Source organism: Bradyrhizobium sp. ORS 111 (genome assembly GCF_045571485.1).
GTDB lineage: Bacteria > Pseudomonadota > Alphaproteobacteria > Rhizobiales > Xanthobacteraceae > Bradyrhizobium.
In genome coordinates, this window is sequence record NZ_CP120701.1 from 2,941,307 (window position 1) to 2,967,466 (window position 26,160).

The window sequence follows — 26,160 nt, forward strand, 5'->3', positions numbered from 1 at the left end:
GGCGCTCGTAATGACGGTATGGCGCTGCTGCCCAAATTTTTTGCCGCGATCCTGACGCGAGGCGGCTTGCCGTGGCCAAAAAGCTTGTCGGACGATGTAACTCTTTGAATCAAAACGTGTCCGGATTTCGTGCTTGGCAATCGCCACATTTATGGCGCCGTGCTATAGCGGCTGCCAACGAAGCGGGTCGTGGTTCGCGCCAAAAGCGCCAAACTTGGGATGAAGCCTTTGTGCTGGTCCCCTCGGAGCCGGGGTGGCTCCCTGAGAAGCCGGGACAACCGCCAGAACGTCAGTTGGGGTCTACAATATGAATGCAAAGGTGTCCGCATCGGGCGCGAAGGCCGATATCAGGCGCGCACTGCGCGTCGGCGTGATCGGCGCCGGCGTGATGGGTAGCAATCATGCCCGCGTGCTGGCCGGGCTGCCCGGTGTCGTGCTGGTCGGGATCGTCGATCCGCTTCCGGAGCATCGCTCGCGCGCCATCGACCTCGTCGGCTGCCGCGCGTTCGAGAGCCTCGACGGACTGCTTGCTGAGGGCGTCGACGCGGTGACGATCGCAGCTCCCACTCATTTGCATCACGACATCGCGCTCACTTGCATCGCACGCAACATCCACATTCTCGTCGAAAAGCCCGTCGCATCCACGGTTGAGGAAGGCCAGCAGATTGTTGCTGCCGCACAGCGCGCAGGCGTGACGCTGATGGTCGGCCATGTCGAGCGTTTCAATCCGGCGGTCGCCGCCATCAAGCAGGCGATCTCGGGTGAAGACATCCTGTCGATCGGCATCACTCGCGTCGGTCCGTTCCCGCCACGGATGTCCAATGTCGGCGTCGTGATCGACCTTGCCGTCCATGACATCGACCTGATTCGCTGGTTTACCGAATCCGACATCGTCGAGGTGCAGCCGCAGCTTTCGAGTGCCGTTGCCGAGCGCGAGGACATCGCGCTGCTCCAGTTCCGCACCGCTTCCGGCGTGCTCGCTCACATCAACACCAACTGGCTGACGCCGTTCAAGGCGCGCAACGTCACGGTGGCAACTCGCGGCAAGTACGTGATGGGCGACCTGCTGACGCGCCAGGTCACCGAATGTTTCGGCTTCAAGCCTGACGGCAGCTATTCGATGCGGCATCTGCCGGTCGGTCATGACGAGCCGCTGCGCGCCGAGCTGATCGCCTTCCTCGATGCGGTGCGCACAGGCAGGTTGCCGGCGGTGTCCGGCGACGAGGGCGTGGCGAGTCTCGAGATCGCAATTCGCTGCCTGGAATCACCCGCCAGGCCTGCCGCCTCCACGGCGCTCAAGGGGCCGCGCCGCGTCGTCGGCTGATGTCATCTTCAAATCACGCGCGAACAGCTCCATGAACCAGCATATCCGTCCGGAACCCATTCCCTTCATCGATCTCTCGGCGCAGCGCCAGCGGCTCGGCAAGTCGATCGATGAGGCGGTTGCCCGCGTCCTCGACCATTGCCAGTTCATCAACGGCCCTGAGGTGACGGCGCTGGAGAAGGCGCTGGCCGAGTATAGTGGCGCCAGGCATGTGGTGACCTGCGCCAGCGGGACCGATGCGCTCCTCATGGTGCTGATGGCAAAGAACGTCGGACCAGGTGACGCGGTGCTGTGCCCGTCCTTTACCTTCTGCGCGACCGGCGAAGCGGTGGCGCTGACCGGCGCGACGCCGGTCTTTGTCGATGTCGACGAGGCGACCTTCAACATCGACGTCAATTCGCTCAAGCGCGGGATTGCGACCGCGCGGGCGCGCAGGCTGAAGCCGGTCGGCGTCATTCCGGTCGACCTGTTCGGCCAGAGCGCAGATCACGATGCTGTGGCCGCCCTCGCCATGGCCGAGGGCCTGTTCGTGCTCGACGATGCGGCGCAGGGCTTCGGCGCCAGCTACAAGGGCCGCAAGCTCGGCACCTTCGGGCTCGCCACCGCGACGAGCTTCTTCCCGGCAAAGCCGCTCGGCTGTTTCGGCGACGGCGGAGCTATCTTCACCGATGACGACAAACTCGCGCACGCGCTGCGCAGTATCCGCGTGCACGGACAGGGCTCGGACAAGTACGACAACGTCCGCCTCGGTCTCACCGGCCGGCTTGACACCATGCAGGCCGCAATCCTGATCGAGAAGCTGAAGATCTTTGAGGACGAGATCGCGGCGCGCAATGTGGCCGCCGACCGCTATTCGCGCGGGCTCGGCAACGTCGTGGCCGTGCCGCGGCTGGCCTCCGGCTGCACCTCGGTATGGGCGCAATATACCATCCGGCTGCCCAAGGGGACGGACCGCGACGCCTTCGCGGCGGCGCTGAAGGCGCAAGGCGTCCCGACTGCGATCTACTACACCAAGTCGATGCATCAGCAGACCGCCTATCGCGACTTCCCGGTCGCCGAGGGCGGCCTGCCGGTCAGCGAGAGCCTGTCGGAGGACGTCATCAGCCTGCCGATGCACGCCTATCTCGACGAGGCGACCCAGGAGCGTGTCATCCAGGCCGTGCGCGGCGCGCTCTCGTCCTGAATGCCCGGTTTGTTCGTATGGTGATCATGCGCTAGAAGCACCGGCATGCTTGGGCGCATCTTCACCGTCGGTGGTTACACCCTGCTTTCACGGCTGACGGGGTTCGCACGCGATATCATGCTCGCGGCGATCCTCGGCGCAGGCCCGGTGGCGGATGCGTTCTTCGTGGCGCTGCGGCTGCCGAATCACTTCCGTGCGATCTTTGCCGAGGGCGCCTTCAACGCCGCCTTCGTGCCGGCCTACGCCCATGTCCATGGCGAGCGCGGCGAGACATCCGCGCGGCTGTTCGCAGACCGCATCTTCACGCTGCTGCTCGCCTCGCAGGTGGCCCTGCTGGTGGTGGCGATGCTGTTCATGCCGCAGGCAATGAGCATCCTCGCGCCGGGCTTCACCGAGGACGTCGAGCAGCGCAAGCTCGCGATCGAGCTGACGCGGATCACCTTTCCTTACCTGCTGCTGATCACGCTGGTGACGCTCTATGGCGGCATGCTCAATGTGATGCATCGTTTCGCCAGCGCCGCGGCAGCGCCGATCTTCCTCAACCTGGCGATGATGATGACGCTGGCGCTGGCCGCGTTCTTTCCGAGCGCCGGCCATGCCGCCGCCTGGGGCGTGCTGATCTCGGGTTTTCTGCAGTTCTTCCTGCTGGCCGGCGACCTTGCGCGTCATGGCGGCCTGCCGCGCTTTGCGCCCTTGAAGCTCGACGAAGACGTCCGCGCCTTCTTCCGCGCGCTGGGACCGGCCACGCTCGGCTCGATGGGGACGCAGGTCGCGCTGTTCGCCGACACGATCATCGCGACCTTCCTGCCGGCCGGTGCGCTGTCGGCGCTCTACTACGCCGATCGCCTCAACCAACTGCCGATCGGCGTGATCGGGATCGCGATCGGCACCGTGCTGCTGCCGGAGATGTCGCGGCGCCTGTCCGCCGACGACCACGCTGGCGCCATGGCGGCGCAGCGCCGCGCGTTCGACTTTACCCTGCTGTTCTCGGTGCCGTTCGTGGCGGCCTTCCTTACGGTCGCCGATCCGATCATGCGCGCGATGTTTGCTCGCGGCGCCTTCTCCAAGGCGGACGCCGCAACCGCCGGCGCAACGCTCGCCGCCTACGCCGTAGGGCTGATTCCCTTCGTGATGATCCGCAGCGCGGTCGCGACCTTTTATGCCCGCAAGGACACCGCAACCCCGGTGAAGGCGGCGCTGACCGGGGTCGCGGTCAACGTCGCGCTCAAGGTCGCGCTGGTCGGGACGCTGGCGCAGGTCGGGCTCGCGCTCGCGACCGCAGTTGGCGCCTGGATCAACCTGTTGCTCGTGCTGTTCTTCGCCGCGCGTCGCGGCTTTCTCGACTTCGATCGTACGCTGGTGCGCTCGTTCGGCACCTTTGCGGTTTGCGGTATCCTGCTGGCCGTCGCCCTGTGGCTGACCTCGCACTTCGCGGCGGTCTGGTTCGCCCCGATGCAGATTTTCCGTGACGAACTGATCCTGCTGCTGCTCGTCGCGGTCGGCCTCTTCGTCTATGGCTTCGCGATCCTCGTGCTGTTCGGCCGCGGCTGGTTATTCGCGCTGCGCCGCGGATAGTTTGCCCTGTTAAATCAAAAGCATAGAGCCAAGCTGCGCGATCGCGTCGCGCCGTGTGGAAAGCGGTTTGCGCTTCCGGAACAACCACGCCAATATGCGGACCAAACAAACCAAGACAATTGGAGATGAGATGGCTGCTCCCATCAAATTCGGCGTCGGTCAAAGTGTGCTGCGCAAAGAGGATGATGCCCTGATTCGCGGCAAGGGCCGCTACACTGACGACGTTGCACCGTCTCCCGCATTGCACGCGCTGGTGCTGCGCTCGCCGCACGCGCACGCCACATTCACCATCGACGCGACCAAAGCCCGCGGCATGCCGGGAGTGGCGTTGATCCTGACCGCGGCCGATGTTGCCGACCTCGGCGGCTTGCCGTGCCTGTTCAACCTCGAAACTGATCCGTTCACGGCGCCGCCCTATCCGATCCTCGCCAAGGACGAGGTGCGCCATGTCGGCGACGCCGTCGCCTTCGTGGTCGCCGACACTCTTGATCATGCCCGTGATGCGATCGAAGCGATCGACGTCAAGTGGACGCCGTTGCCTGCTGTCGTTGGTCTGGTCAACGCCGTGAAGAAGGGCGCGCCGCAGGTCTGGCCGGATAAGCACGGCAACGTGCTGTTCGATGTCTCGATCGGCGACAAGAAGGCCGCGGAGGACGCCTTCGCCAAGGCGCATGCAGTAGCCGAGATCACCATCGTCAATCCGCGCGTCATCACCAACTTCATGGAGACCCGCGCGGCGGTCGCCGAATACGATGCCAAGAAGGATCATCTGACGCTGACGATCGGCAGCCAGGGCAGCCACCGCCTCCGCGAGATTCTTTGCGACATGGTTCTGAAGATGCCGAAGGAGAAGATGCGGGTGATCTGCCCCGACGTCGGCGGCGGCTTCGGCACCAAACTGTTTCCGTACCGCGAATATGCGCTGATCTCGGTTGCGGCGCGCCAATTGAAGAAGACGATCAAGTGGACCGCCGAGCGCTCCGACCACTTCATGGGCGACGCGCAGGGCCGCGACAATGTCACGACGGCGAAGATGGCGCTTGCCGAGGATGGCAAATTTCTCGGCATGGACGTCGACCTGATGGGCGACATGGGCGCCTATCTCTCGACCTTTGCGCCCTATATCCCGCACGGCGGCGCCGGGATGTTGCCGGGTCTCTATGACCTCCAGGCGTTCCACTGCCGTGTCCGTACAGTGTTCACCCACACGGTGCCGGTCGATGCCTATCGCGGCGCGGGCCGCCCGGAGGCCGCCTATGTGATCGAGCGCCTGGTCGACGCTGCCGCGCGCAAGCTCGGCATGACGCCTGACGCGATCAGGCGGAAGAATTTCATTCCGCCGAAATCGCTGCCCTACAAGACCGCGACCGGCAAGGTCTACGACTCCGGTGATTTCGTCGCGCATATGAAACGCGCGATGGAGATCGCCAACTGGAAGGAGTTTCCGAAGCGCGCCAAGGCGGCGAAGAAGGAAGGCCTGGTGCGGGGCATCGGCATGGCGAGCTATGTCGAGGTCTGCGGTACCATGGGCGAGGAGACCGCCAACGTGGCGCTCGATCCCAATGGCGACATCAGCATTCTGATCGGGACGCAGTCGAGCGGGCAGGGCCATCAGACCGCCTATGCGCAGATCGTGGCCGAACAGTTCGGCGTGCCACCGGAGCGGGTCCACGTGCTGCAGGGCGACACCGACAAGATCGCGACCGGACTCGGCACCGGCGGCTCGTCGTCGATTCCCTCCGGCGGCGTCAGTGTCGAGCGCGCCACCCGCGATCTCGGCAACAAGCTGAAGGAGCTCGCGGCGCAGGCGCTGGAAGCCGGGGCGGGGGACCTCGAGATCGCCGATGGCCGTGTTCGCATCGCCGGCACCGACCGCTCGATCAGCTTTGCCGATCTTGCCAAGCGTCCCGGCGGCGATTCCTCGAAGATGAACAGCAGCGCGACCTTCTCGAGCGCCGACGGCACCTATCCGAACGGCACGCATCTCGCCGAGGTCGAGATCGATCCGGCCACCGGCATCATCAAGATCATCAACTACGTCATCGTCGACGATTTCGGCGTCACGCTCAATCCGCTGTTGCTCGCGGGCCAGGTGCATGGCGGCGCGATGCAGGGCATCGGTCAGGCGTTGATGGAGCGGGCGGTCTACAGCGCAACCGATGGTCAGCTCGTCACCGGCACGTTCATGGACTATGCGATGCCGCGCGCCTCCGACGGCCCGTCCTTCGTGTTCGAGACCCACAACGTGCCCTGCACGACCAATCCGCTTGGCGTGAAGGGGGCGGGTGAGGCCGGTGCGATCGGCTCGTGCCCGGCGGTTGTTAACGCGATCGTCGAAGGGCTGTGGCGCGAATACAAGATCGACCACATCGATATGCCTGCAACGCCCGAGCGCGTCTGGATCGCGATCCGTGAAGCACAACGTCAGCACAAGCTCTGACAAAGCGCCGCAGGCGGAATGAATGTCTGCCTGCGGTGTTTGCAAACAAGCCGGCCACAGACTGTGGACCGGCATAAACTGTATCGAGGAATTTAGCCGATGAAGCGGATCGTCGTTGTTGCAGCGGTGCTTGCGGTCAGTGCCGGTGCGGTCGTTGCGCAGCAGGACCAGGTCAAAACCACCCAGGCCATGATGAAGGACAACGGCAAGAACGCGGGCGCGCTGGTGGCGATGGTCAAGGGCGAGAAGCCCTACGACCAATCGACCGTCAATGCCGCAATGGCCCAGTTCGAAGAAACCGCCAAGAGACTTCCAACGCTGTTCCCCGAGAGCATCAAGGGCCTGAAGTTCGAGGGGGACTACTCTCCCTCGTCAAAAATCTGGGAAGACAAGGCGGGCTTCGAGTCCCACATTGCGAGTTTTGCCAAGGTCGTCGCCGATGCGAAAAGCAAGATCAAAGATCTCGACGCGCTGAAGGCGGAGCTGACTGTCGTCGGCAAGCAATGCGGTGGCTGTCACGAGACCTACCGCATCAAGAAGGGCTGATCCTTCGCGATTGAAAAAGGGCGGACGCGGCGAAGCGTCTGCCCTTTCTGTTGTGTCGGCCTTTTTTGGTTTGGTCGAGTTACTTCGTTGCCTGATCTATTTCGTCACCTGACCTCGGATCTCGCCACCCGGATTCGCCGCGGTGTGAACGTTGACGTAGTACTTGCCGGCGAGCAGGTCGGCGGCCTGTGCATCGGTGAGCGTGGCGCTGCCTTCCGCCGGGTTCGAGCCTGCATTCGGGATCGCGACTGCGACGCCGGCGTTCTTGCCGGATTCGGCCGGGCCATGGAAATGTGCGGCGGTGGCGGGGCCGGTCAGGCCGGAATAGGAGAGCTTCCAGGTCAGCTTCTTGGTCGCGGCGTCGTAATTAATGTCGGCCGTGCCGGTGCCCGTGCTGGTGGTTGGCGGTACTTCGGACTTGCCGCTCAGCGTCGCCTTCAGCTTCTCGGCGAAGGCGGGGCCGGTGAAGGCGACCGCGGCACTCAACGTCAGCGCGGCAAGCATGGTTTTGTTCGGCATGGTTTTCTCCCTGTTGACATCAAACGACGGTATCAGCCTCAAAACAGCAGCCGTCCGGATTTATTCCCTAAATCAACTTCAGCGCGCGAAATTTGATGGAAGCATATGCGCAGCCTTGCGTTCATACTAGCCGACAGATGATGGGCTCAACGACGGATCAGTGAATGCTGCGACGAATTCTCCTGCTGGCCATCGTGGCCGGCATCGCCGGCTTTGGCGTGTTCTGGTGGCTGACGATCCCCGCGACCGTTGCCGCGAGCGCGCTGCCCGCCTACCAGCCTGATTTGGCCAACGGGCTCACAACGTTCAATGCAGGTGGATGTTCCTCCTGCCATGCCGTGCCGAAGCAGGACGACCGAACCAAGCTCGGCGGCGGCCTTGCCATCCCGTCGCCGTTCGGCACCTTCTATGCGCCGAACATCTCACCCGATCCGAACGACGGTATCGGCCGCTGGACCGAAGCTGACTTCGTCACCGCGGTCATGAAGGGCATCTCGCCGTCGGGGACGCACTACTTCCCGGCGTTTCCCTATCCGTCGTATCGGCACGCCAAGATCAACGACGTGCGCGATCTGTTTGCCTATCTGAAGACGTTACCCGCGGTCGCTGGAAAGGTGCGCGACCATGACCTGCCGTTCCCGTTCAACATCCGCCGCAATATCGGCGTCTGGAAATGGCTGTTCATGGACGGCCAGCCGCCCGTGGCCGATGCAGGCCGCTCGCCGCAATGGAATCGCGGCGCCTATCTCGTCAATAGCTTCGGCCATTGCGCCGAGTGCCATAGCCCGCGGAATGTCCTCGGCGGCATCGTCGGCGCGCAGCGCTTTGCCGGGGGTCCCAATCCCGAAGGCGAGGGCTGGGTGCCGAACATCACGCAAAAAGGGCTGTCGGATTGGAGCGCGAAGGATATCGCCTACTTCCTCGAGACCGGCCAGACGCCGGATGGCGACAGTGCCGGTGGCTCCATGGTGCGCGTGATCCGCAACACTTCGCAGCTCTCGCACCCCGATCTCGATGCGATCGCCGACTACATCAAGTCGCTGCCGCCGGTCGAAGGGCCGCCGCGGCCACCGAAGAAAAAGTCTGCGGAGGAGTCCTGAGGCGCGAACGTTTCGGGCGGCCTTCGCGCCGGCGTAGTCGCCTCAGCCATCGCCTCGACAGATGCGAATCTCACTTCGTTCCGAACGCCTTGAAGGTGATGATGGTGAGGGTATCCTGGATGCCCGGGATCACCTGCACCTTCTCATTGATGAAATGGCCGATGTCGGTGTCGTGGTCGACGTAGAACTTCACGAGGAGGTCGTAGTTGCCCGCGGTGGAATAGATCTCGGAGGCGATCTCGGCTTCCGCCAGCGCGTTGGCGACGGTGTAGGATTGGCCGAGCTTGCATTTGATCTGGACGAAGAAAGGAACCATCGCTGTGTCTCCGGGGATTTCCGCGACTATAGGCCAAAAACGGGCGGTCAAGGCAAGGCCAAGTCAGGGTCCAAGTCAGGGTCAAGTCGCGGTACGGTCACGCGAACTTGCCGCCATTGGGTGGCCGGGCTAGGACAGGCCATGATCCCGTTCGCATCAACAGCCGACGCTGCAACATGACGCCGATTGCGCTCACCATCGCCGGCTCGGATTCCTCCGGCGGCGCGGGCATTCAGGCCGATCTGAGGAGCTTTGCCGCGCTCGGGGTCTATGGCGCTTCCGTGATCACGGCGCTGACGGCGCAGAACACCAGCGGGGTCAGCGGCATCCATCCGGTGCCCGCGTCGTTCGTCGCCGCACAGATCGATGCGGTGTTCTCCGACCTCGCCGTCGGCGCGGTCAAGATCGGCATGGTGGCACAGGCCGAGACCATTGCGGCGATCGCCGAGGGGCTGAAGCGCTGGGCGCCACGCCACGTCGTGCTCGACCCTGTGATGGTCGCGACCTCGGGTGACCGCCTGCTGGCGGCGGAGGCGGTCGATGCGCTCAAGACTATGTTGATTCCGCGCGTATCGCTGATCACACCAAATCTGCCGGAAGCTGCGGCATTGCTGAACGAGCCGGTCGCGGAGGGCGAGGCCGCTGTCGCAGAGCAAGGCAGGCGACTGCTGACGATGGGCTGCCGCGCCGTGCTGGTCAAGGGTGGCCACGCGCAAGGTGCCGAAAGTGTCGACTATCTGATCGACGGCCAACGCACAGTCGCACTGGCCGCACCGCGGATCGCAACGGCCAACACGCACGGCACCGGTTGCTCCTTGTCATCGGCGATCGCTGCCGGTTTGGCCAGGGGCGAAGACATGGAGACCGCCGTGCGCAACGCCAAAGCGTGGATCACGGCTGCTATCGCCGCGGCGGATCGTTTCACCGTCGGACGCGGCCACGGGCCCGTGCATCACTTTCACAAGTATTATTGAAGCTGCGTAGCTTCGGATGGAGCGAACCCCGGATTGCGCTTCGCTGCATCCGGGCCACGCATCGAGGGTCATTGCAACGGCGGCCGCCCATTTGTTCCGTCGCGACATGCAGGCAACACAGCGGCTGTCCCACACAGCCGCGATCGCCCATGTCGCCAGATTGTCGCACGCCGCTGTTATCGGCAGAGAAGGGGCGTGCAACTGATTCTCGTTAACTTTTTCCAGGGCCTTCGGTCGCGGGGATCGTCATCGCCTTGTCACAGGAATCTGTTAGGTGCACCGGCATGGGAAGTGACTCCTTGAGTGAAGAAAGCCCCGAGCGGCGCTTTCGCACTTTGTTCATCTCCGACGTCCATCTCGGAGCCCGCGGGTCGCAAGCCGACCGCCTGCTTGACTTCCTCCGCTCTCACGATGCCGACACGATCTATCTCGTTGGCGATATCGTCGACGGCTGGGCGCTGAAGTCGAACTGGTACTGGCCGCAGACCCACAACGACTTCGTGCAGAAGATGCTGCGCAAGGCACGCAAGGGCGCCAAGGTGATCTACGTCCCGGGCAACCACGACGAATTTCTGCGCAAATATTACGGCACGCATTTCGGCGGCATCGACGTCGTGGAGAATACGGTCCACACCGGCGCCGATGGCAAGCGCTATCTCGTGATCCACGGCGACATCTTCGATCTCGTGGTGCAGAACGCGCGTTGGCTCGCTCATCTCGGCGACAAGGCCTACGACTTCGCGATCCAAATGAATCGCTTCGTGAACTTCTTCCGCAGGATGTTCGGCGTACCCTACTGGTCGCTGTCGCAATGGGCCAAGCTGAAGGTCAAGAAAGCGGTGAACTATATCGGTGCGTTCGAGGCCACGCTTGCGGGCGAGGCGCGCCGTCACGGCTGCGACGGCGTGATCTGCGGCCATATCCACTACGCGACCATCCATGACGAGCACGGCATCCGCTACATGAACTGCGGCGATTGGGTGGAGAGTTGCACCGCGCTCGCCGAGCATGAGGACGGCCGCTTCGAGATCATCACCTGGACCGACCCGCTGCGCCGCATCGCGCCGGTTCCGCGAGTAACGGCACGCGCTGCATGACGCATATCCTGGTCGCGACCGATGCGTGGCATCCCCAGGTCAACGGGGTTGTCCGCACGCTGACCATGATGGCGCAAGCGGCGAAATCACTGGGCGTCGAGGTGAGCTTCCTGACGCCGGAATCGTTCCGCACCTTCGCGATGCCGAGTTATCGCGATCTGAGACTGGCCCTGCCGTATCGGGCGAAGGTCGCCAGCCTGATCGAAGCGGCCAAGCCCGACAGTATCCACATCGCCACCGAAGGGCCGATCGGGCTGTCCGTTCGCCGCTATTGCCGCAAGCGCGGCCTGCCGTTCACGACGAGCTTCCACACCCGCTTTCCCGAATATGTCTCGGCGCGGTCACCTGTCCCGGAATCCTGGATCTGGCGCGCGCTGCGCTGGTTCCACAAGTCGAGCCAGGCGGTGATGGCGGCGACACCGGCGCTGGCCGGCGAATTGCGGTTGCGCGGTTTCCGCAACGTGGTGCTGTGGTCGCGCGGTGTCGATACCGCACTGTTCCATCCGCGCGACGTCGACCTCTGTCTGCCGCAGCCGGTCTATCTCAGCGTCGGCCGCGTGGCGGTGGAGAAGAATCTCGAGGCCTTCCTCGATCTCGATCTGCCCGGCACCAAGGTTGTGGTCGGCGACGGGCCCGCACGCGCGGCGCTGGAGCGAAAATATCCGGAAGCCGTGTTTCTCGGCGCGCGCCATGGCGAGGAACTGGCCGAGATCTACGCGGCCGCCGACGTGTTCGTCTTCCCGAGCCGGACGGACACGTTCGGCCTTGTCCTGCTCGAGGCGCTGGCCAGCGGCCTACCGGTTGCCGCTTTTCCAGTCACCGGCCCCCTCGACGTGATCGGGGCGGCTCCGGTCGGCGTGCTCGACGAGGATTTGCGCCACGCCTGCCTGGAGGCGTTGAGCATCCCACGGCAGGCGTGCGTTGATTTTGCTGCGCTCCACACCTGGCAGGCTTCCGCGCGGGTGTTCATCGACCGCGCCATGAGCGTCTGGCCGGTGGTGCGGGACGGCGAGGGCGAAACCGTCGAGTTCGGCGCCGAAGGGCACCATTTCAGTGCCCTGCCGGCCACCCAGCCGACGCCGCGCTGACCGACCTCACGTTGCCGGCCTCACGCCAAAGCGTCTTGCGGGGCCGTCCGCCGCCGCGATAGAAATTGCGGATGATGGAAAACGCCACAAACCCGCCCGTCGCTGCCGCGGATATCGATGCTGCCGCAAGGGTCGTCGCGCCGTTCGCGGTGCGTACGCCGCTCCTGACCTTTCCCGTTCTCAACGAACGGGTCGGCACCAAGGTCTTCCTCAAGCCCGAGATGCTGCAGCGGACCGGATCGTTCAAGTTTCGCGGCGCCTTCAATAAGCTCGCTTCGATCCCGCAAGGAGCGCGCGGTGGCGGCGTCGTCGCGTTCTCGTCGGGCAATCATGCCCAGGGCGTCGCGGCCGCAGCCAAGATCCTCAACATGCAGGCGACCATCGTGATGCCTGCCGACTCTCCCGTCACCAAGCGCGAGCGGACCAAGTCCTATGGCGCCGAGGTCGTGCTCTACGACCGCGATCGCGACGACCGCGAGGCGATTGCCAACGGCATCGCCAGCAAGCGCGGCGCCACGCTGGTGCGTCCCTATGACGATCCTTTCGTGATCGCAGGGCAGGGCACCGCCGGCCGCGAGATCGCCGAAGACATGACGGCGCTCGGGCTCGCGCCCGACATCGTCGTGGCGCCGGCCTCCGGCGGCGGGTTGATCGCAGGTGTCGCCACCGCGGTGAAGGCTAAATTTCCGCAGGCCCAGGTGATCGTCGCCGAGCCCGCGGGCTATGACGACCATGCGCTGTCGCTCAAGGTCGGGCATCGCGAGGCGCATCCGGTGGCGGGGCGCACGATCTGCGACGCACTGATGGCGATGATGCCGGGCGAGCTCACCTTCGCGATCAACAGCAAGCTTTTGGCGACCGGCGTGAGCGCCTCCGACGACGAAGTTGGCGCTGCAGTCGCCTTCGCCTATCGCGAGCTGAAGCTCGTGGTCGAGCCTGGCGGCGCGGTCGGGCTCGCAGCGTTGCTGGCGGGGCGGATCGACGCCAAGGGCAAGAACGTCGTCATCGTGCTCTCGGGCGGCAATGTCGACGCGGAGCTGTTCGCCAAGCTGGTGGCCTGAGACACTCGGATCAAATTGACATGGGCAGAGCGTTGGCCGCTCTGCCCATTGCCATTTGTGGCGATCGTTGTTGTCAGCGCATGAAGCCGCGGGAGATTAGGAGAACAACGCCATCTTCTCGGCCTGGCTCATGCGGCGGATCGGCGCGAGCGGGTCGTTGGCCGCGGCGCTCGGCCTTTTCACGAGGCCGCTGGCGATGATCGTCGAGCCCAGCGAGACGTCGGTCGCGGGAGCCGGGATCGTTTCGATGTCGGCTTGCATTGCTGCCGGGTTCGCAGGCGCCTGCGCAATCCGCGCATCGGCCGCCGGTTGCGGTTCGAGCATTGGCTCCGGGGTCCGTGAGGGCTCCGGCGCTGGGTCGGCCGCCTGATCCAGCTCCGCGTTCAGCGCCGGCGCAGCAATCTCGGGCTCGGCTGCCATCGCTTCAGCGGCGCGCATCTCTGCGACCAGCATCGCCTCGTCATCGTCGATTGGATCGGGCGCGCCCATCTCCATGGCAATGAGGTCGAGCACCGCTTCGTCCTGCGCGTCGGCGGCGGCCTTATCGGCGACGCGGGCAACTTCGGCAGCCTCGGCTTCCGCCAAGGCGGCCTCGGCTTTTGCGAATGCGTCTTCGGAGGCGTGTGACGTCTCGGCGGCGGCACGTACAGCGTCTTCGGGCTGGGCGCTATCGGCCGCGGGGGCTGGTGAGGGCGACGCTGCCGGCGTCTCCACGACCGGGGCCTCGGCAATAGCCGATTCCGTCGGGGGCGCGGCCGCCTCATCGGCGTTGAACTCGGTCAGCCGACGGGTCAGTGCAGCGAATGCCGCGTCCACGACCGTCTTGGCCTCGCCGAGTGAGATCTGGGCGGCGCCGGCCTCGATGGCGCTGGCTTGCGAATCCATGATGTCGCAGATCCGGCCATCGTTGCCGATCTCGCGCAGCCGCCACGAGATTTCCCGGATCACCCTTACGCCCTTGCGGATCGGCGCGAGCCTCTGCTCGAAGCTCACGTCATCGAGCGCGGCAATAGCGGAGGCCTGCACGGCCTCGACCGCACCGTGCAAGGCGGCCAGCGCCTGTTGGAGCTGCTCGTCCCTGAAGGCGTCTGCGGCCGCCTGTCGCTGCGCGGCCAGGCTCTCCTCGATCCTCGCCACGGCGTCGAGCACCATGCGGGTATCGGCGTTGCGGTTGCGCTTGGCATACTCGCCGAGGAACCAGCGCCCCCGCGAAGTCTCCATGAAGGCCTCGCTGATCGCGGCATAGTCCTCCTCGCTCGGCTGGGCCGCGCGGGCGGAAATCGGCGACAGGGCGAATGCTTCTTCGGCCATCACAATCTCTTCGCGCAAATCACCGCGCGTTACGCTAACGATCATCACGATATCGCGCGAATCGCAATTGAATTGATGCCATCCGAATCACAAATCCCCATCGCAGCCAAGGTTGCGTCGCGGCGATTCGCCAGGAGCCTGGCGGCATTCTACGCCACGCTGTTCGGGATGACGGGCGTCCATCTGCCATTTTTCACGGTGTGGCTGAAGGCGATCGGCATCGATGCCACCTGGATCGGCATCATCACGGCGGTGCCGCCGGTGACGCGTTTCACCGTATTGCCGCTGGTCACCGCTGCGGCGGAACGCCGCCAGATGCTGCGCGGCGCGATCGTGCTTACGGGCTTTGCGACCGCGTTCGGATTCATCGTGATTGGCAGCCAGCACCAGCCCTGGTTCGTGCTGCTGGTCTATGCGCTGACGTGCTGCGTCTGGACGCCGATGGTGCCGTTGACGGATGCCTACGCGCTGCGCGGTGTGACGCGTTACGGTCTCAGCTATGGACCGCTGCGGCTGTGGGGATCGACCGCGTTCGTGGCCTGCGCGCTCGCGAGCGGCCTGCTGCTCGGCTATGTCGCCGAGCCTCACCTGATCTGGATCATCACGGCCATGACCGTCGTCACGGCGATGGTCGCCTCGACGCTGCGGCCACTCGACCGGCCGGCGGCCGCGACCGCGCCCACGGCCGGCGCACGGAAGCTTCTGCGCGATCCAGGCTTCCTGGCGATCATCGTATCCTCGGCGTTGATCCAGAGCAGCCACTCCGCCTATTACATCTTCGCATCGATCGCCTGGCGGCAGGCCGGCTTCAGCGGCCTGACGATCGCGGGCCTGTGGGTGATCGGCGTTCTCGCCGAGATCGTGCTGTTCGCACTGTCGCCGCGTTTCACGCTGCCGTCAGCGACGCTGGTAGTGATCGCGGGCGCCAGCGCGGTGGCGCGCTGGACCATCACCGCGCAGGATCCGCCGCTTGCGATCCTTGCAGTCGTGCAGCTTGCGCACGGGTTGACCTTCGGGCTGACGCAGGTCGGCATCATGGGCCTGATGGTGCATCACGTGCCGCCCCATGTGATGGCGCGCGGACAGGGCTACCTCACCGCGTGTGGCGGCATCGTCGCGAGCACGACGTCGATCCTAAGCGGCATGGTCTATACGCGCTACGGACTGGGCGTCTACGACATGATGGCTGCGATGGGGGCGGCGGGCGGGCTCGTGATGTGGCTGTCCCGCAGGCGGTTCACGCATCATCCCCAGAGCGCGGCGTCCGGGGGATAGACGAGGCTGCCGTCGTAGCGCAGGCCGTTATCACGGTCGCGCGCCAGCAGCAGCGGGCCGTCGAGGTCAACGAAACGCGCGGCCTCCGCGATCAGCATCGCCGGGGCCATCGCCAGCGAGGTCGCGACCATGCAGCCGATCATGATCTCGAAGCCGAGCGCGCGGGCGGCGTCCGCCATGGCCAATGCCTCGGTCAGCCCGCCGGTCTTGTCGAGCTTGATGTTGACGGCATCATAGCGGCCGCGCAGGCCCTCGAGCGAGGCGCGGTCATGTACGCTCTCGTCGGCACAAACCGGGACCGGGCGCGTGATCCGGGCCAAGGCTTCGTCCTTGCCGGCCGGCAGCGGCTGCTCGACCAGGGTGACACCGGCTTCGGCGCAGGCCGCAAGGTTGGCGGCAAGGTTGCCCTCGGTCCAGGCCTCGTTGGCGTCGACGATCAATTCGGAGGCAGGTGCCGCCTGGCGCACAGCGGCAATCCGCGCACCGTCGCCATCGCCACCGAGCTTGATCTTGAGCAGCGGACGGTGCGCGGCCCTGACGGTGGCCTCGGCCATCGCCTCGAGGGTTCCGAGCGAGATCGTATAGGCGGTGGTGCGGGCCTCGGGCGCAGGCCGTCCGAGCAGGTCCCAGATGCGCCTGCCTGCACGCTTGGCCTCGAGGTCCAATAGCGCGCAGTCAAGTGCGTTGCGGGCGGCGCCCGCGGGCATCCTGGCCTGCAGAGCGTCGCGGTCGAGGCCGCCGGCAAGCGGCTCCTGCATGGCCTGGATGGCCCCCAGGGTCGCCTCCGGTGTCTCGCCGTAGCGGGGGATAGGGCACGCATTCGCCGCGGCCGGTCAGGCCGTCCTGGCGGACCTCGGCCACCACGACAACAGCCTCGGTCTTGGCGCCCCGGCTGATCGTGAAGCTACCGGCGATCGGCCAGCGCTCGATCCGGGCGCTCAGGGAAATTACGCGGAGTGGGGTGGAAGTCATTTAAAAGTCTACTATTTCCTGGACCGTATGCTTGCGACCTGCGATCAATTATGGCTGGTTAGTGGCAGATTCGACAACCCGGCCCGGCCGCGCCGGTAACATGCAGGCCAAGCAGCCGAGGGGTAGGCAAAAAAGGTGAGCGGCGACCCGACACTGGAGCGGATAGCCCAAGGCGAGGGACTGGCGTTGTGTGCGGCGGGAAGCTGGACAGCCCGCTTTGCTCCGGCGCTGGAGCGGATTGTCTCGGATGCCGAGAGGCTGCGCGGCAGCCGTCCGCATATCTTCATCGACGTCTCCCAGATCTCCAGCCTCGACACCTTCGGCGCCTGGCTGATCGAGCGGTTGCGCCGCAGCCTCAGCGACACCTCCACGGAGGCCATGATCGCCGGCCTCTCCGCCAACTATTCCAGCCTGGTGGACGAGGTCCGCCGCGTCGGCGCGGCGCCCAGGGCTGACAGCGAGCCGCTCTCGATCACGGTCATGTTGGAGCAGATCGGCCGCACCGTGGTCGGCATCGGTGGCACGATCGTCAGCCTGGTCGATATGCTCGGCGCCGTGATCGCCGCGTCCGGCAAGGTGCTGATCCATCCGCGCAGCTTCCGTCTGACCTCGACGGTGCATCACCTCGAGCAGGTGTGCTGGCGCGCGGTGCCGATCGTGGTGCTGATCACCTTCCTGATCGGCTGTATCATCTCGCAGCAGGGCATTTTTCATTTCCGCCAGTTCGGCGCCGACATTTTTGTCGTCGATATGCTCGGCGTGCTGGTGCTGCGCGAGATCGGCGTGCTGCTGGTCGCGATCATGGTGGCGGGCCGTTCCGGTTCGGCCTACACCGCTGAACTCGGCTCGATGAAGATGCGGGAGGAGATCGACGCGCTGCGCACCATGGGCTTCGATCCGATCGAGGTCCTGATCCTGCCGCGCATGCTTGCGCTGGTGCTGGCGATGCCGATCCTGGCTTTCCTCGGCGCGATGGCCGCGCTCTATGGCGGCGGTCTGGTGGCCTGGCTCTACGGTGGCATCGATCCGGAGGCCTTCCTGCTCCGCCTTCGTGACGCCATATCGATCGATCATTTCATCGTCGGCCTCGTCAAGGCGCCGGTCATGGCCGCCGTGATCGGTATCGTGGCCTGCGTCGAGGGGCTTGCGGTGCAAGGCTCGGCGGAATCGCTCGGGCAGCACACCACCTCGTCGGTGGTGAAAGGGATTTTCTTCGTGATCGTGATGGACGGCGTATTCGCGATCTTCTTCGCATCGATCGGGATCTGATCATGCCGGAGCAGGCAGACGACGCCATCATTCGGGTCCGCGACATCACTGTGCAATTCGGCAAGACCCGCGTGCTCGATGGCCTCAATCTCGACGTCAAACGCGGTGAGATCCTCGGCTTCGTCGGTCCGTCGGGGGCCGGCAAGTCGGTGTTGACACGCACCATTATCGGCCTCGTGCCAAAGGTTTCCGGCCGCATCGAGGTGTTCGGGATCGATCTCGATGCCGCTGGTACCGCTGAGCGGCGCGGCGTCGAGCGGCGCTGGGGCATCCTGTTTCAGCAGGGGGCGCTGTTCTCATCGCTCACTGTGCGCCAGAACATCCAGTTTCCGGTGCGCGAATATCTACGTGTCTCGCAGCGACTGCTCGACGAGATCATGGTCGCCAAGCTCGTGATGGTCGGCCTGAAGGCGGAGGTCGCCGACCGCTATCCGTCGGAATTGTCCGGCGGCATGATCAAGCGCGTGGCGCTGGCGCGCGCGCTCGCGCTCGATCCCGAACTGGTGTTTCTGGACGAGCCGACGTCAGGCCTCGATCCGATCGGCGCCGGCGAATTCGACGAGCTGGTGCGCACCTTGCAGCGTACTTTGGGGCTGACCGTTTTCATGGTAACCCACGATCTCGACAGCCTGTATACCGCGTGCGACCGTATCGCCGTTTTAGGGAACGGTAAGATCATTGCTGCAGGATCGATCGCCGACATGAAGGCATCCCAGCATCCCTGGCTGCAGCAATACTTCAACGGCAAGCGTGCCCGCGCCGTTGTGGCTAGCGCATGATCCCGAAATGCGAAGACCGGTTTTCGGACCAGATTATGCGCCACAGAGCAATTCGACGGGCTCCGACGCAGGCTGGCTGCGTGAGAGCCTAGGAGCCGATTGATGGAAACGCGGGCGAACTACGTGCTGATCGGAGCGTTCACGCTGGCGGTGATCGCAGCCGCGTTCGGCTTCGTGCTCTGGTTCCAGAGCCTGCACACCACCAAGCAGCGCAGTCCCTTGCGGGTGGTCTTCGAAGGTCCGGCGTCAGGCCTGCGCAACGGTGGCAGTGTCAATTTCAATGGTATCCGGATAGGGGAGGTGATCTCGGTCAAGCTCGACAATCCGCGCCGCGTGATCGCGCTGGCGATGATCGAGAACAATGCCCCGATCCGCAAGGACACCCATGTCGGCCTCGAATTCCAGGGGCTCACCGGCGTCGCTGCGATCTCGCTGCGCGGCGGCGAGGAGGCGGCCGCGCCGGTGCCGCTCGACGAGGACGGCATCCCGGTGCTCACCGCCGACCCCAACTCCCTGCAGGACGTCACCGAGGCGATCCGCGCCACGCTGCAGAATGTCAATCGCATCGTCGCCGACAATCAGGAATCGGTGAAGAATTCGCTCAAGAACCTCGAGACCTTCACTTCAGCGTTGGCGCGCAACTCCGAGAAGATCGACAACGTCATGCTCAAGGTCGACGGCGTGATGGGCAAGGCCGACAACCTGATGCTCGGGCTGAACGCGATCGCCGGCGGCAATAATGGCGGTGAGCTCAATCTGATGGTGAAGTCGATCCGCGAGCTTGCCGACGATCTCGACAAACGCTCCAATGCTCTGATCCTCGACGGTCGCAGGACGCTGTCGGACATCAGCCGCGCCGTCAACAATTTCGATCGCAACCCGAGCCGGGTGATCTTCGGCGGTAGCAACAACGCGCCTGAGCCTGCACCAGCCCCCGCACCGCCTGGGCCACGGCGGCGGTGATGCGCGAACGGTGCTTGGCGAATAGCGAATAGCTTTCGTCATCGCGAGCGAAGCGAAGCAATCCATTGCACTGCTTGCTCGGCAGGATGGATCGCCTTCGTCGCTATCGCTCCTGGAAGACAGTGGCTGAGTTCCAGGTCGGCGATGTCGCGTCGGTCCGAACCCGCAATGACAGTGGCAGTGCCAAGTTCACGTTTCAAACAGCGCGGTGTCATCACCCGCGCATGCGGGTGATCCAGTATTCCAGAGACGTCAGAGCTTGATCGAGAGGCCGCGGCGTACTGCCCGCCTGCGCTGGCATGACGACCGAGCGGACAAAACGGAGGCCTTCCGGCCTCCGTTTTCCATTCGCTATTCGCCGCTCGCTACTCGCCAATTCACCCCAGCCGCCCGGCCGCGTGCGCAAGCAGCGTATAGACCAGCCCCGTCTCCGAGATCAGATGGCTGCGCAGTTCGTGCGGGTCCCGGCCGTCGCGGGCGACCTCGTCGAGCAGGCGCTCGAACTCGGCGATGTAGCGGTCGACCGTCTGCTTGAAGCCGCGGTCGGAGCGATACTTCCGAGCCACCTCGTCGAAGGCCTTCTGGCCGGCCGGCGTGTAGAGGCGCTTGTTGAACGCCTTGTTCTCGCCGCGCTGGTAGCGATCCCACATTTCGGCGGCCAGATTGCGGTCCATCAGTCGCGCGATGTCGAGTGACAGCGACTCCAGCGGATTGGTGGCGGCCTGCGGCGCCGGGCGGGGCCGTTGTGCCTCGCGGCCTGGGACGGGGGGCGTAGCGTCGCTGCGGTTGAGCAGGTCCGACAGCCAGCCATCGCCGCGGCCGTTGTCGGGGCCTGCCGGGCTGACCGGCGGCGCTTCGGTGCGGTGTGAGGACGGCATGCCCAAATTCTGCATGCCTAGGTCCGGCGGCGGCAGCGTCGACGCGCTGTTGCCGTTGTCACGCATGCGCACTTCGCCGCGGCCACCGCCACCGGCCGCCGCCACCAGCGGTTCTTCGCGAACGCTGGCGCGATTGCCGCTGACGACGTCGAGCCCGCGGCCATGATGAGCCACGATGCGGTTGAGCTCGGCCAGCGCCTCGATCTGGTCGACGATCACCTTGCGCATCTGCGCGGTGTTCTCGGCGGCCTCCTGCGGCATTTCGAGCACGCCGCGGCGCAGCTCGTTGCGGGTGGCTTCGAGCTCGTTGTGCATCTCGGTCGCCATCTGCTTCATCGCCGTGACCATCGCGGAGAACTTCTCCGTCGATTCCTTGAACATCGCATCGGTCTCGGCGTTGCTCTGCTGGTAGAGGTCGTTCATGGCGTCAATCGTCTGCTGACGCTCGTTTTCGGCCGCAAGCCGCACCGCCTCGAATTGCCGGCTGATCGTCGCCGAACCGGCGCCGGCGGTCTCCGCCACCACGCGAGCGATGTCGCGGGCACGCTCTTCAGCCGCAGCAAGCGACTCATCGAGCAGGCCGGTGAAGCGCGACAGCCGCTGGTCGAGATCGGTGGTACGCAGATCGATGGTGGTGATCAGCGATTCCAGCGCCGACTTGCGCTCGTTGACGGACGCCGTCGTGGAGCGATTGGCCTGCTCGACCATGGCAGCCGCGTCGATCAGCGCCTTTCCATGCGTCTCGAACTGGCTTGATAGCTCACCGAGGTCCTCCAGCGCCTTGCTCGTCTTGCCGTTGAACACCGTGAGCTGGTCTTCGAGGGCCTGGGTCGCGATGCCGTTCCGCGAGGTGACATCGTTCATCGCGGAGACAAAGTCGGCCACGCGGGTTACCAGCGCACGCTCCAGAGAGTTGAGGTTGTCGTGAGCGCCGGTCAGCACTTCCTGCAGCAGGATGTTGCCCTCGCGCAGCCGCTCGAACAGCGCCACCGTATCGGTGCGCAGGATCTTGCTGGTTTCCTGCATTTCGGTGACCGCCGAGATCGAGACCTGACGCGACTGATCGATCGCCGCGCGCGAGGCTTGCTCGAGGTCCTTGAGCGACTTCGCCACCGCGCCGGTCGCCTGGTCGCCGGCGGAGGTGATGTTGCGCGCGACGTCGCTGCCGTGCGCCGCCATCGACTGCGAGAACGCCTGGCCGCGGGCTTCGATCGCCTTCAGCGCGTCGGCTGTGGCGCGATCGATGTCGGTCGCAAGATGCGTGGTCTTGGCGGTGAGCGCCTCGACCAGCGCGCCCCGGCGACTGTCGACCATCTGCGACAGACGGTCGGTCTGTTGCTGCACATAGGTGACGATTTCGTCGGTCTTGCCGGTCATCGCCGAGCCGAACGCGCTCGAGGCAGACAGCACCGAACGTTCGATATCGGCTGCGGTCGACTTGACTTTGGTCGAGACCTCGCTGGACATGTTGACCAACGCCGCCTGCGCGTTCTGCGCCGAAGTCTGGATGTTGTCGGTGGTCTTGGCCGTGACCGCGCCGAGCGAACGCTCGATATCGGCCGATAGCGTGCGGATGTGGTTGGCGGCATCGGCGGAGGTCGCCGAGAACGAGTTCTGGGCCTCGCGGGCGCTGCCGAGGATGGCCTGCGCAGTCTCCGCACCGGCCGTGGTCAGCGTGCGCTCGATCTCGGCGGAGATCTCGCGGATCTGGCTTGCCGCCTCGGTCGAGGTCGCTGCGAACGAAGTCTGGGCTTCGCGGGCACTGCCAAGGATGGCCTGGGCGGTATTGGCGCCGACGGCGGTCAAGGTGCGCTCGACGTCGATCGCCAGCGACTTGACGTGGTCGGCGGCGTCCGAGGACGCGGACACAAGAGTGCCCTGCGCCTCGCGGGCGCTGGCGGTGATGGCTTCGGCGGTCGTGGAGCCGACCAACGACAGCGAACGCTCGACGTCGGCGGCAAGTGCCGTCACCTTGCTCGCAGCCTCCGCCGATGCGTTGATCAGCGTGTTCTGGGCGTCACGCGCTCCGGCGGTGATGGCCTCCGCCGTCGCGGAGCCGGCCAACGACAGCGAACGCTCCATGTCGGCGGCGAGGGTGCGGACCAGGCTGGTGGCTTCGGTGGATGCGTCGGCCAGCGTGCTCTGGGCCTCGCGCGCGCTTGCGACGACTGCCTCGGCGGTGGCCGTTCCAGCCGTCGTGAGCGAGTGCTGAACGTCGGCTGCGAGCGTGCGCACCAGATTGGCGGCTTCCGTGGATGCATCCGCCAGCGTGCTCTGGGCTTCGCGGGCAGAAGCGACCACGGCTTCCGCAGTGGCCGTGCCGGCCATCGAGAGCGAGCGCTCGACGTCGCCGGCAAGCGACTTGACTTGGCCCGTGACGTCGGTCGACGTCGCGATCAGCGTGGTCTGAGCCTCGCGCGCACCCGTCATGATCGCTTCGGCGGCGGCGGAGCCGGCCATCGACAGCGAATGCTCGACGTCGGTGGCGAGCGACTTGACCTGGCTTGCGGCCTCGGCCGAGGCGGTGACCAGCGCGGTCTGGGCTTCGCGGGCGCCCGACAGCACCGAGGCTGCGGTGGCGCTGCCGGCGGCCTGCAGCGTGCGCTCGACATCGGTCGACAAGGCCTTGATCTGCGAGGCGACGTCGTCGGAGGAGGAGACCAGCGAGGCTTGCGCGTCGCGGGCGCTGGTGAGGATCGAATTGGCAGCGCTGGTCCCGACAGCAGTCAGCACGGCCTCGACTTCGGACGACGTCAGCTTGAGCTGTGCCCCGACGTCCGTGGACACGGTGAGCAGCGCCTGCTGGGCGGTGCGCGCACCGGTTTGGATGGTCTCGCTGGTGTTGACCACGAGGTTCGTCAGCGAGCGTTCGGCGTCCTCGACGTGGGACTTGATGCTCGACGACAGCAGCTCCGCGCGAGCCATCAAATCGTCGCTCGCCTGGCGGCCGCTGCTCTCGATGCGGCCCGCGACGGCTTCGACACGCGAGCCGAGCAGATCCTCGAACTGCGCGACGCGGGTGTCGATGTCGTTGGCGATCGCACCGACGCGGGTTTCGATGCCCTGCTGGACGTCGACGAAGCGCGCCGAGATGGTGTCGGTCAGGCGCGCACTATGGCCGTTGATGGTCTCGGCGAGGCGGTCACTATGGCCATTGATGGTCTCACTGACGCCGTTGATGCGATGGTCGACCGCGGCGATCGCCTGCACGGTGCCCTCGGTCAGGGTCGTAGTCAGCAGGCCGAGCCGCGAGTCGATCGACTGGATCGCCTGGGCGGCGCCTTCGGTCAGCGAGGTCGCGAGCGCGCCGAGATGGCAGTCGATGGAGTCGGTGACGGACTTCGCACGGCTCTCGAAGGTGACTTCGAGCGTCTTCAGACGGCCGTCGATGGTGTCATCCAGCGACCTGAGACGGCCGTCGAGCGAACTGTCGAGCGAGCCGATCTTGCTAGCAAGCGAGCTGTCGAAGGTCAGGAGCTTGTCGTCCAGCGAGGCGTCGAGATTGGTGACGCGGTCGCCGAGCGTGGTCTCGAACTGCAGCAGGCGCTGGTCGAGCGAGGCGGTGATCTCGCCGCTGTTCGAGCTGACCCGGTGATCGAAGGTGTCGACATAGGTCTTGAGGCTGTCGGCGATGTCCTGGGTCCGCTGACCCATGCGCTCGACGATATCGCCGCCGAAAGTCTTCACCGTGCGGTCGAATTCCGAGATGTGGCGCGTGATCAGCGCGCCGAGCGTGCCGGAGTCGCGGGCGAAGCGCTCGGCGAGATCGCTGCCGTGGTTCTTCACCAGCTCGTCGAATGCGCTCATCTGCAGCGACAGCGAGTCGTGCGCGGTCTCGGTCTGGCTCACCACCTTGGCGACCAGCGAATTGACGGTGACATCAAGTGCCTCGCTCGCCTTGTCGCCGCTCGTCATGATCTGGCCGGCGAGACGGTTGCCGGCATCGTCGATCTTGTTGACGAGATCGTTGCTGCGCAGCTCGAGCTCCAGCAACAGCGAGTCGGCCGAGTTCTTGAGCGAGTCGTGGACCTGCTCGGTGCGGTCGGAGATGCCGTCGACAATGGCCGCCGAGCGCTGCTCGAAGTCGCCCGTGATGCGGTCGACGCGCTCGTTCAGCATCTCGTGGATGCGATCGGCCAGGTCGGCGAATTCGTCGTGAACGTGGCCGGTCTTGAAGTTGAGGCTGGTGGTAAGCCGTTCGGACGCTTCGAGCACGGCGCGGGTCGTCTCGGCGCTGGCTTCCTCGAGACGGTCGAGCAAGTCGCCGCCGCGCTCGCCGAGCGCGAGGATCATGTTGTCACCGGCATGGCCCAGCGCAGTCGTGATGTGCTGGCCGCGCTCTTCCAGCGCGCTGGTGATGCTCTTTGCCACCTCGTCGACGCGCGAGGCAATCGCATCCGAGATCAGCGCGATGTCATGGCGCAGGTCGATCTGCACGCCGGAGATCGCGCTGCGCACCTGCTCGGCCTGGCCGACCAGATTGTCGCGCTGATGGGCGATGTCCTGCAGCAGCGCGCGGATGCGCACTTCGTTGTCGGAGTAGGCGCGTTCCAGTGCCGCGACCTCGTTGGCGACGAGGGTTTCGAGCTCGCCGGCGCGCGCGATCGCACGCTCGACGCCGTCACCCATCGCTGCGACCTCGCGGCGGATCGCCTGACCGACCGTGACCATGGAATCGGCGGCGGCGTTTTCGGGCTCGGAGAAGCGCATCGCGACCTGCGCCATCGATTGCGCGATCATCTGCATTTCCTGGCCGCGCCAGGCAAGGCTCGCGAGGAAGAAGAACAGCAGGATCGGCGCCAGGAAGAGGGCGGCGAGGCCGGCGAACATGAGGACGCCGCTGCCCTGGGCCATCCCGGCCTGCAGCGACGGCAGGAAGGCAACGGTGAGGATGATGCAGCCGAGGAGCCAGACGCCGGCGGCGATCGATGCGAGCAGAAAGGCGTTGCGGGCGGGGCGGCCCTTTCGCAGCGACTGCAGGAGCTGGCCGATGGTCTCGCGATCGTCGTTGGCGGCGCGGCGCGGCGCGCGCGGCTCTTCGATCGGATCGAATGCAGAGCGCTCGGGACGGGGCTCGAATGATGTAGCCGAGAAATCGGGCGAGGCTACCGGAAGGCTCGGTGCCGCCGCCTGTTCGGCGGTAGCGCCTGACTTTTCGGCGGCCTGTTCGTTGATATTGAGGGCTTCCTGAATCGCAGAAAGCGCGACTTCGGTGGGATCTTTGACCTTCTTGGGAGTGTTCGCCATGTTCAGTCTAACCCCTCTACTATTTTACGCGCGGCGAGCGTGCGAACGTCCCCCCGCAAGCTCGAGCCGGTGCCCAATGCGGAACGCAAGCGTGCCCGTCGGCGGCTTGTCCGCTACATCCGCAAACATCCTATTGGTTGAGCGATGCGAATGAAATGCTTGCGATTAATACTTTCTTAATCATCGTTAACAGCTTTAAGCCATAAGGCCTTATGACTATTCGAAATTCCGGCCCAACCGCGC

18 protein-coding genes and 1 pseudogene are annotated in these 26,160 nt (G+C 65.2%); 14 read left to right on the forward strand and 5 right to left on the reverse strand.

Annotated elements, in window-relative coordinates; all coding sequences use genetic code 11:
• Positions 1–307 precede the first annotated feature (307 nt).
• From P6U30_RS13365 to P6U30_RS13385, 5 genes are all read left to right on the forward strand, one after another.
• Positions 308–1,324, forward strand: coding sequence for a Gfo/Idh/MocA family oxidoreductase (locus P6U30_RS13365; RefSeq protein WP_407169473.1), 1,017 nt, complete (start codon positions 308–310; stop codon positions 1,322–1,324).
• Positions 1,325–1,355: 31 nt separating this feature from the next.
• The gene (locus P6U30_RS13370; protein ID WP_407169474.1) at positions 1,356–2,507 is read left to right on the forward strand and encodes a DegT/DnrJ/EryC1/StrS family aminotransferase; all 1,152 of its coding nucleotides are present in this window, start codon (positions 1,356–1,358) and stop codon (positions 2,505–2,507) included.
• Between the two features lie 45 nt (positions 2,508–2,552).
• On the forward strand, positions 2,553–4,082 hold the full coding sequence (gene murJ / locus P6U30_RS13375; RefSeq protein ID WP_407169475.1) for a murein biosynthesis integral membrane protein MurJ: 1,530 nt from the start codon (positions 2,553–2,555) through the stop codon (positions 4,080–4,082).
• 130 nt (positions 4,083–4,212) lie between these two features.
• Complete coding sequence (locus P6U30_RS13380; protein ID WP_407169476.1) at positions 4,213–6,522, forward strand: xanthine dehydrogenase family protein molybdopterin-binding subunit; 2,310 nt, start codon at positions 4,213–4,215, stop codon at positions 6,520–6,522.
• A gap of 99 nt (positions 6,523–6,621) precedes the next feature.
• Positions 6,622–7,068: a c-type cytochrome gene (locus P6U30_RS13385; RefSeq protein WP_407169477.1), complete on the forward strand. Its 447-nt coding sequence runs from the start codon at positions 6,622–6,624 to the stop codon at positions 7,066–7,068.
• 96 nt (positions 7,069–7,164) lie between these two features.
• Here the strand turns inward: P6U30_RS13385 and P6U30_RS13390 are convergent, their stop codons facing one another.
• Positions 7,165–7,587 (reverse strand): CHRD domain-containing protein, encoded by a 423-nt coding sequence (locus P6U30_RS13390; protein ID WP_407169478.1) that lies wholly within the window; start codon positions 7,585–7,587, stop codon positions 7,165–7,167.
• 164 nt (positions 7,588–7,751) lie between these two features.
• Between P6U30_RS13390 and P6U30_RS13395 the strand changes: the two genes are divergently transcribed.
• Positions 7,752–8,687 (forward strand): c-type cytochrome, encoded by a 936-nt coding sequence (locus P6U30_RS13395; RefSeq protein ID WP_407169479.1) that lies wholly within the window; start codon positions 7,752–7,754, stop codon positions 8,685–8,687.
• A gap of 70 nt (positions 8,688–8,757) precedes the next feature.
• On the opposite strand, the gene P6U30_RS13400 is transcribed toward P6U30_RS13395, so the two are convergent.
• Positions 8,758–9,003, reverse strand: coding sequence for an Lrp/AsnC ligand binding domain-containing protein (locus P6U30_RS13400; protein WP_066501746.1), 246 nt, complete (start codon positions 9,001–9,003; stop codon positions 8,758–8,760).
• Positions 9,004–9,179: 176 nt separating this feature from the next.
• Between P6U30_RS13400 and thiD the strand changes: the two genes are divergently transcribed.
• The 4 genes from thiD (at position 9,180) to P6U30_RS13420 (ending at position 13,223) form a co-directional block, all read left to right on the forward strand.
• Positions 9,180–9,977, forward strand: coding sequence for a bifunctional hydroxymethylpyrimidine kinase/phosphomethylpyrimidine kinase (gene thiD, locus P6U30_RS13405; RefSeq protein ID WP_407169480.1), 798 nt, complete (start codon positions 9,180–9,182; stop codon positions 9,975–9,977).
• Between the two features lie 284 nt (positions 9,978–10,261).
• The gene (locus P6U30_RS13410; protein WP_407169481.1) at positions 10,262–11,074 is read left to right on the forward strand and encodes a UDP-2,3-diacylglucosamine diphosphatase; all 813 of its coding nucleotides are present in this window, start codon (positions 10,262–10,264) and stop codon (positions 11,072–11,074) included.
• Positions 11,071–12,162 (forward strand): glycosyltransferase family 4 protein, encoded by a 1,092-nt coding sequence (locus tag P6U30_RS13415; protein ID WP_407169482.1) that lies wholly within the window; start codon positions 11,071–11,073, stop codon positions 12,160–12,162. Before P6U30_RS13410 ends, P6U30_RS13415 begins: the two co-directional genes overlap by 4 nt.
• Positions 12,163–12,236: 74 nt before the next feature.
• Complete coding sequence (locus P6U30_RS13420) at positions 12,237–13,223, forward strand: threonine/serine dehydratase (RefSeq protein WP_407169483.1); 987 nt, start codon at positions 12,237–12,239, stop codon at positions 13,221–13,223.
• Between the two features lie 96 nt (positions 13,224–13,319).
• On the opposite strand, the gene P6U30_RS13425 is transcribed toward P6U30_RS13420, so the two are convergent.
• Positions 13,320–14,375, reverse strand: coding sequence for a hypothetical protein (locus tag P6U30_RS13425; RefSeq protein WP_407169484.1), 1,056 nt, complete (start codon positions 14,373–14,375; stop codon positions 13,320–13,322).
• Between the two features lie 234 nt (positions 14,376–14,609).
• Here P6U30_RS13425 and P6U30_RS13430 point away from each other — a divergent pair, with 234 nt between their 5' ends.
• Positions 14,610–15,809, forward strand: coding sequence for an MFS transporter (locus P6U30_RS13430; RefSeq protein WP_407169485.1), 1,200 nt, complete (start codon positions 14,610–14,612; stop codon positions 15,807–15,809).
• Here the strand turns inward: P6U30_RS13430 and dgcA are convergent.
• Positions 15,779–16,781 (reverse strand): annotated as a pseudogene (dgcA, locus tag P6U30_RS13435) (N-acetyl-D-Glu racemase DgcA). The gene P6U30_RS13430 and the pseudogene dgcA sit on opposite strands and share 31 nt — an antisense overlap.
• Before the next feature lie 135 nt (positions 16,782–16,916).
• Between dgcA and P6U30_RS13440 the strand changes: the two are divergent.
• From P6U30_RS13440 to P6U30_RS13450, 3 genes are all read left to right on the forward strand, one after another.
• Complete coding sequence (locus P6U30_RS13440; protein WP_407169486.1) at positions 16,917–18,050, forward strand: MlaE family ABC transporter permease; 1,134 nt, start codon at positions 16,917–16,919, stop codon at positions 18,048–18,050.
• A 2-nt stretch (positions 18,051–18,052) separates the two neighbouring features.
• The gene (locus tag P6U30_RS13445; protein WP_407169487.1) at positions 18,053–18,829 is read left to right on the forward strand and encodes an ABC transporter ATP-binding protein; all 777 of its coding nucleotides are present in this window, start codon (positions 18,053–18,055) and stop codon (positions 18,827–18,829) included.
• Between the two features lie 102 nt (positions 18,830–18,931).
• Complete coding sequence (locus P6U30_RS13450) at positions 18,932–19,792, forward strand: MlaD family protein (RefSeq protein ID WP_407151523.1); 861 nt, start codon at positions 18,932–18,934, stop codon at positions 19,790–19,792.
• Positions 19,793–20,169: 377 nt separating this feature from the next.
• Here P6U30_RS13450 and P6U30_RS13455 read toward each other — a convergent pair whose 3' ends face one another.
• On the reverse strand, positions 20,170–25,917 hold the full coding sequence (locus P6U30_RS13455; protein ID WP_407169488.1) for a negative regulator of septation ring formation: 5,748 nt from the start codon (positions 25,915–25,917) through the stop codon (positions 20,170–20,172).
• Positions 25,918–26,160: the final 243 nt, after the last annotated feature.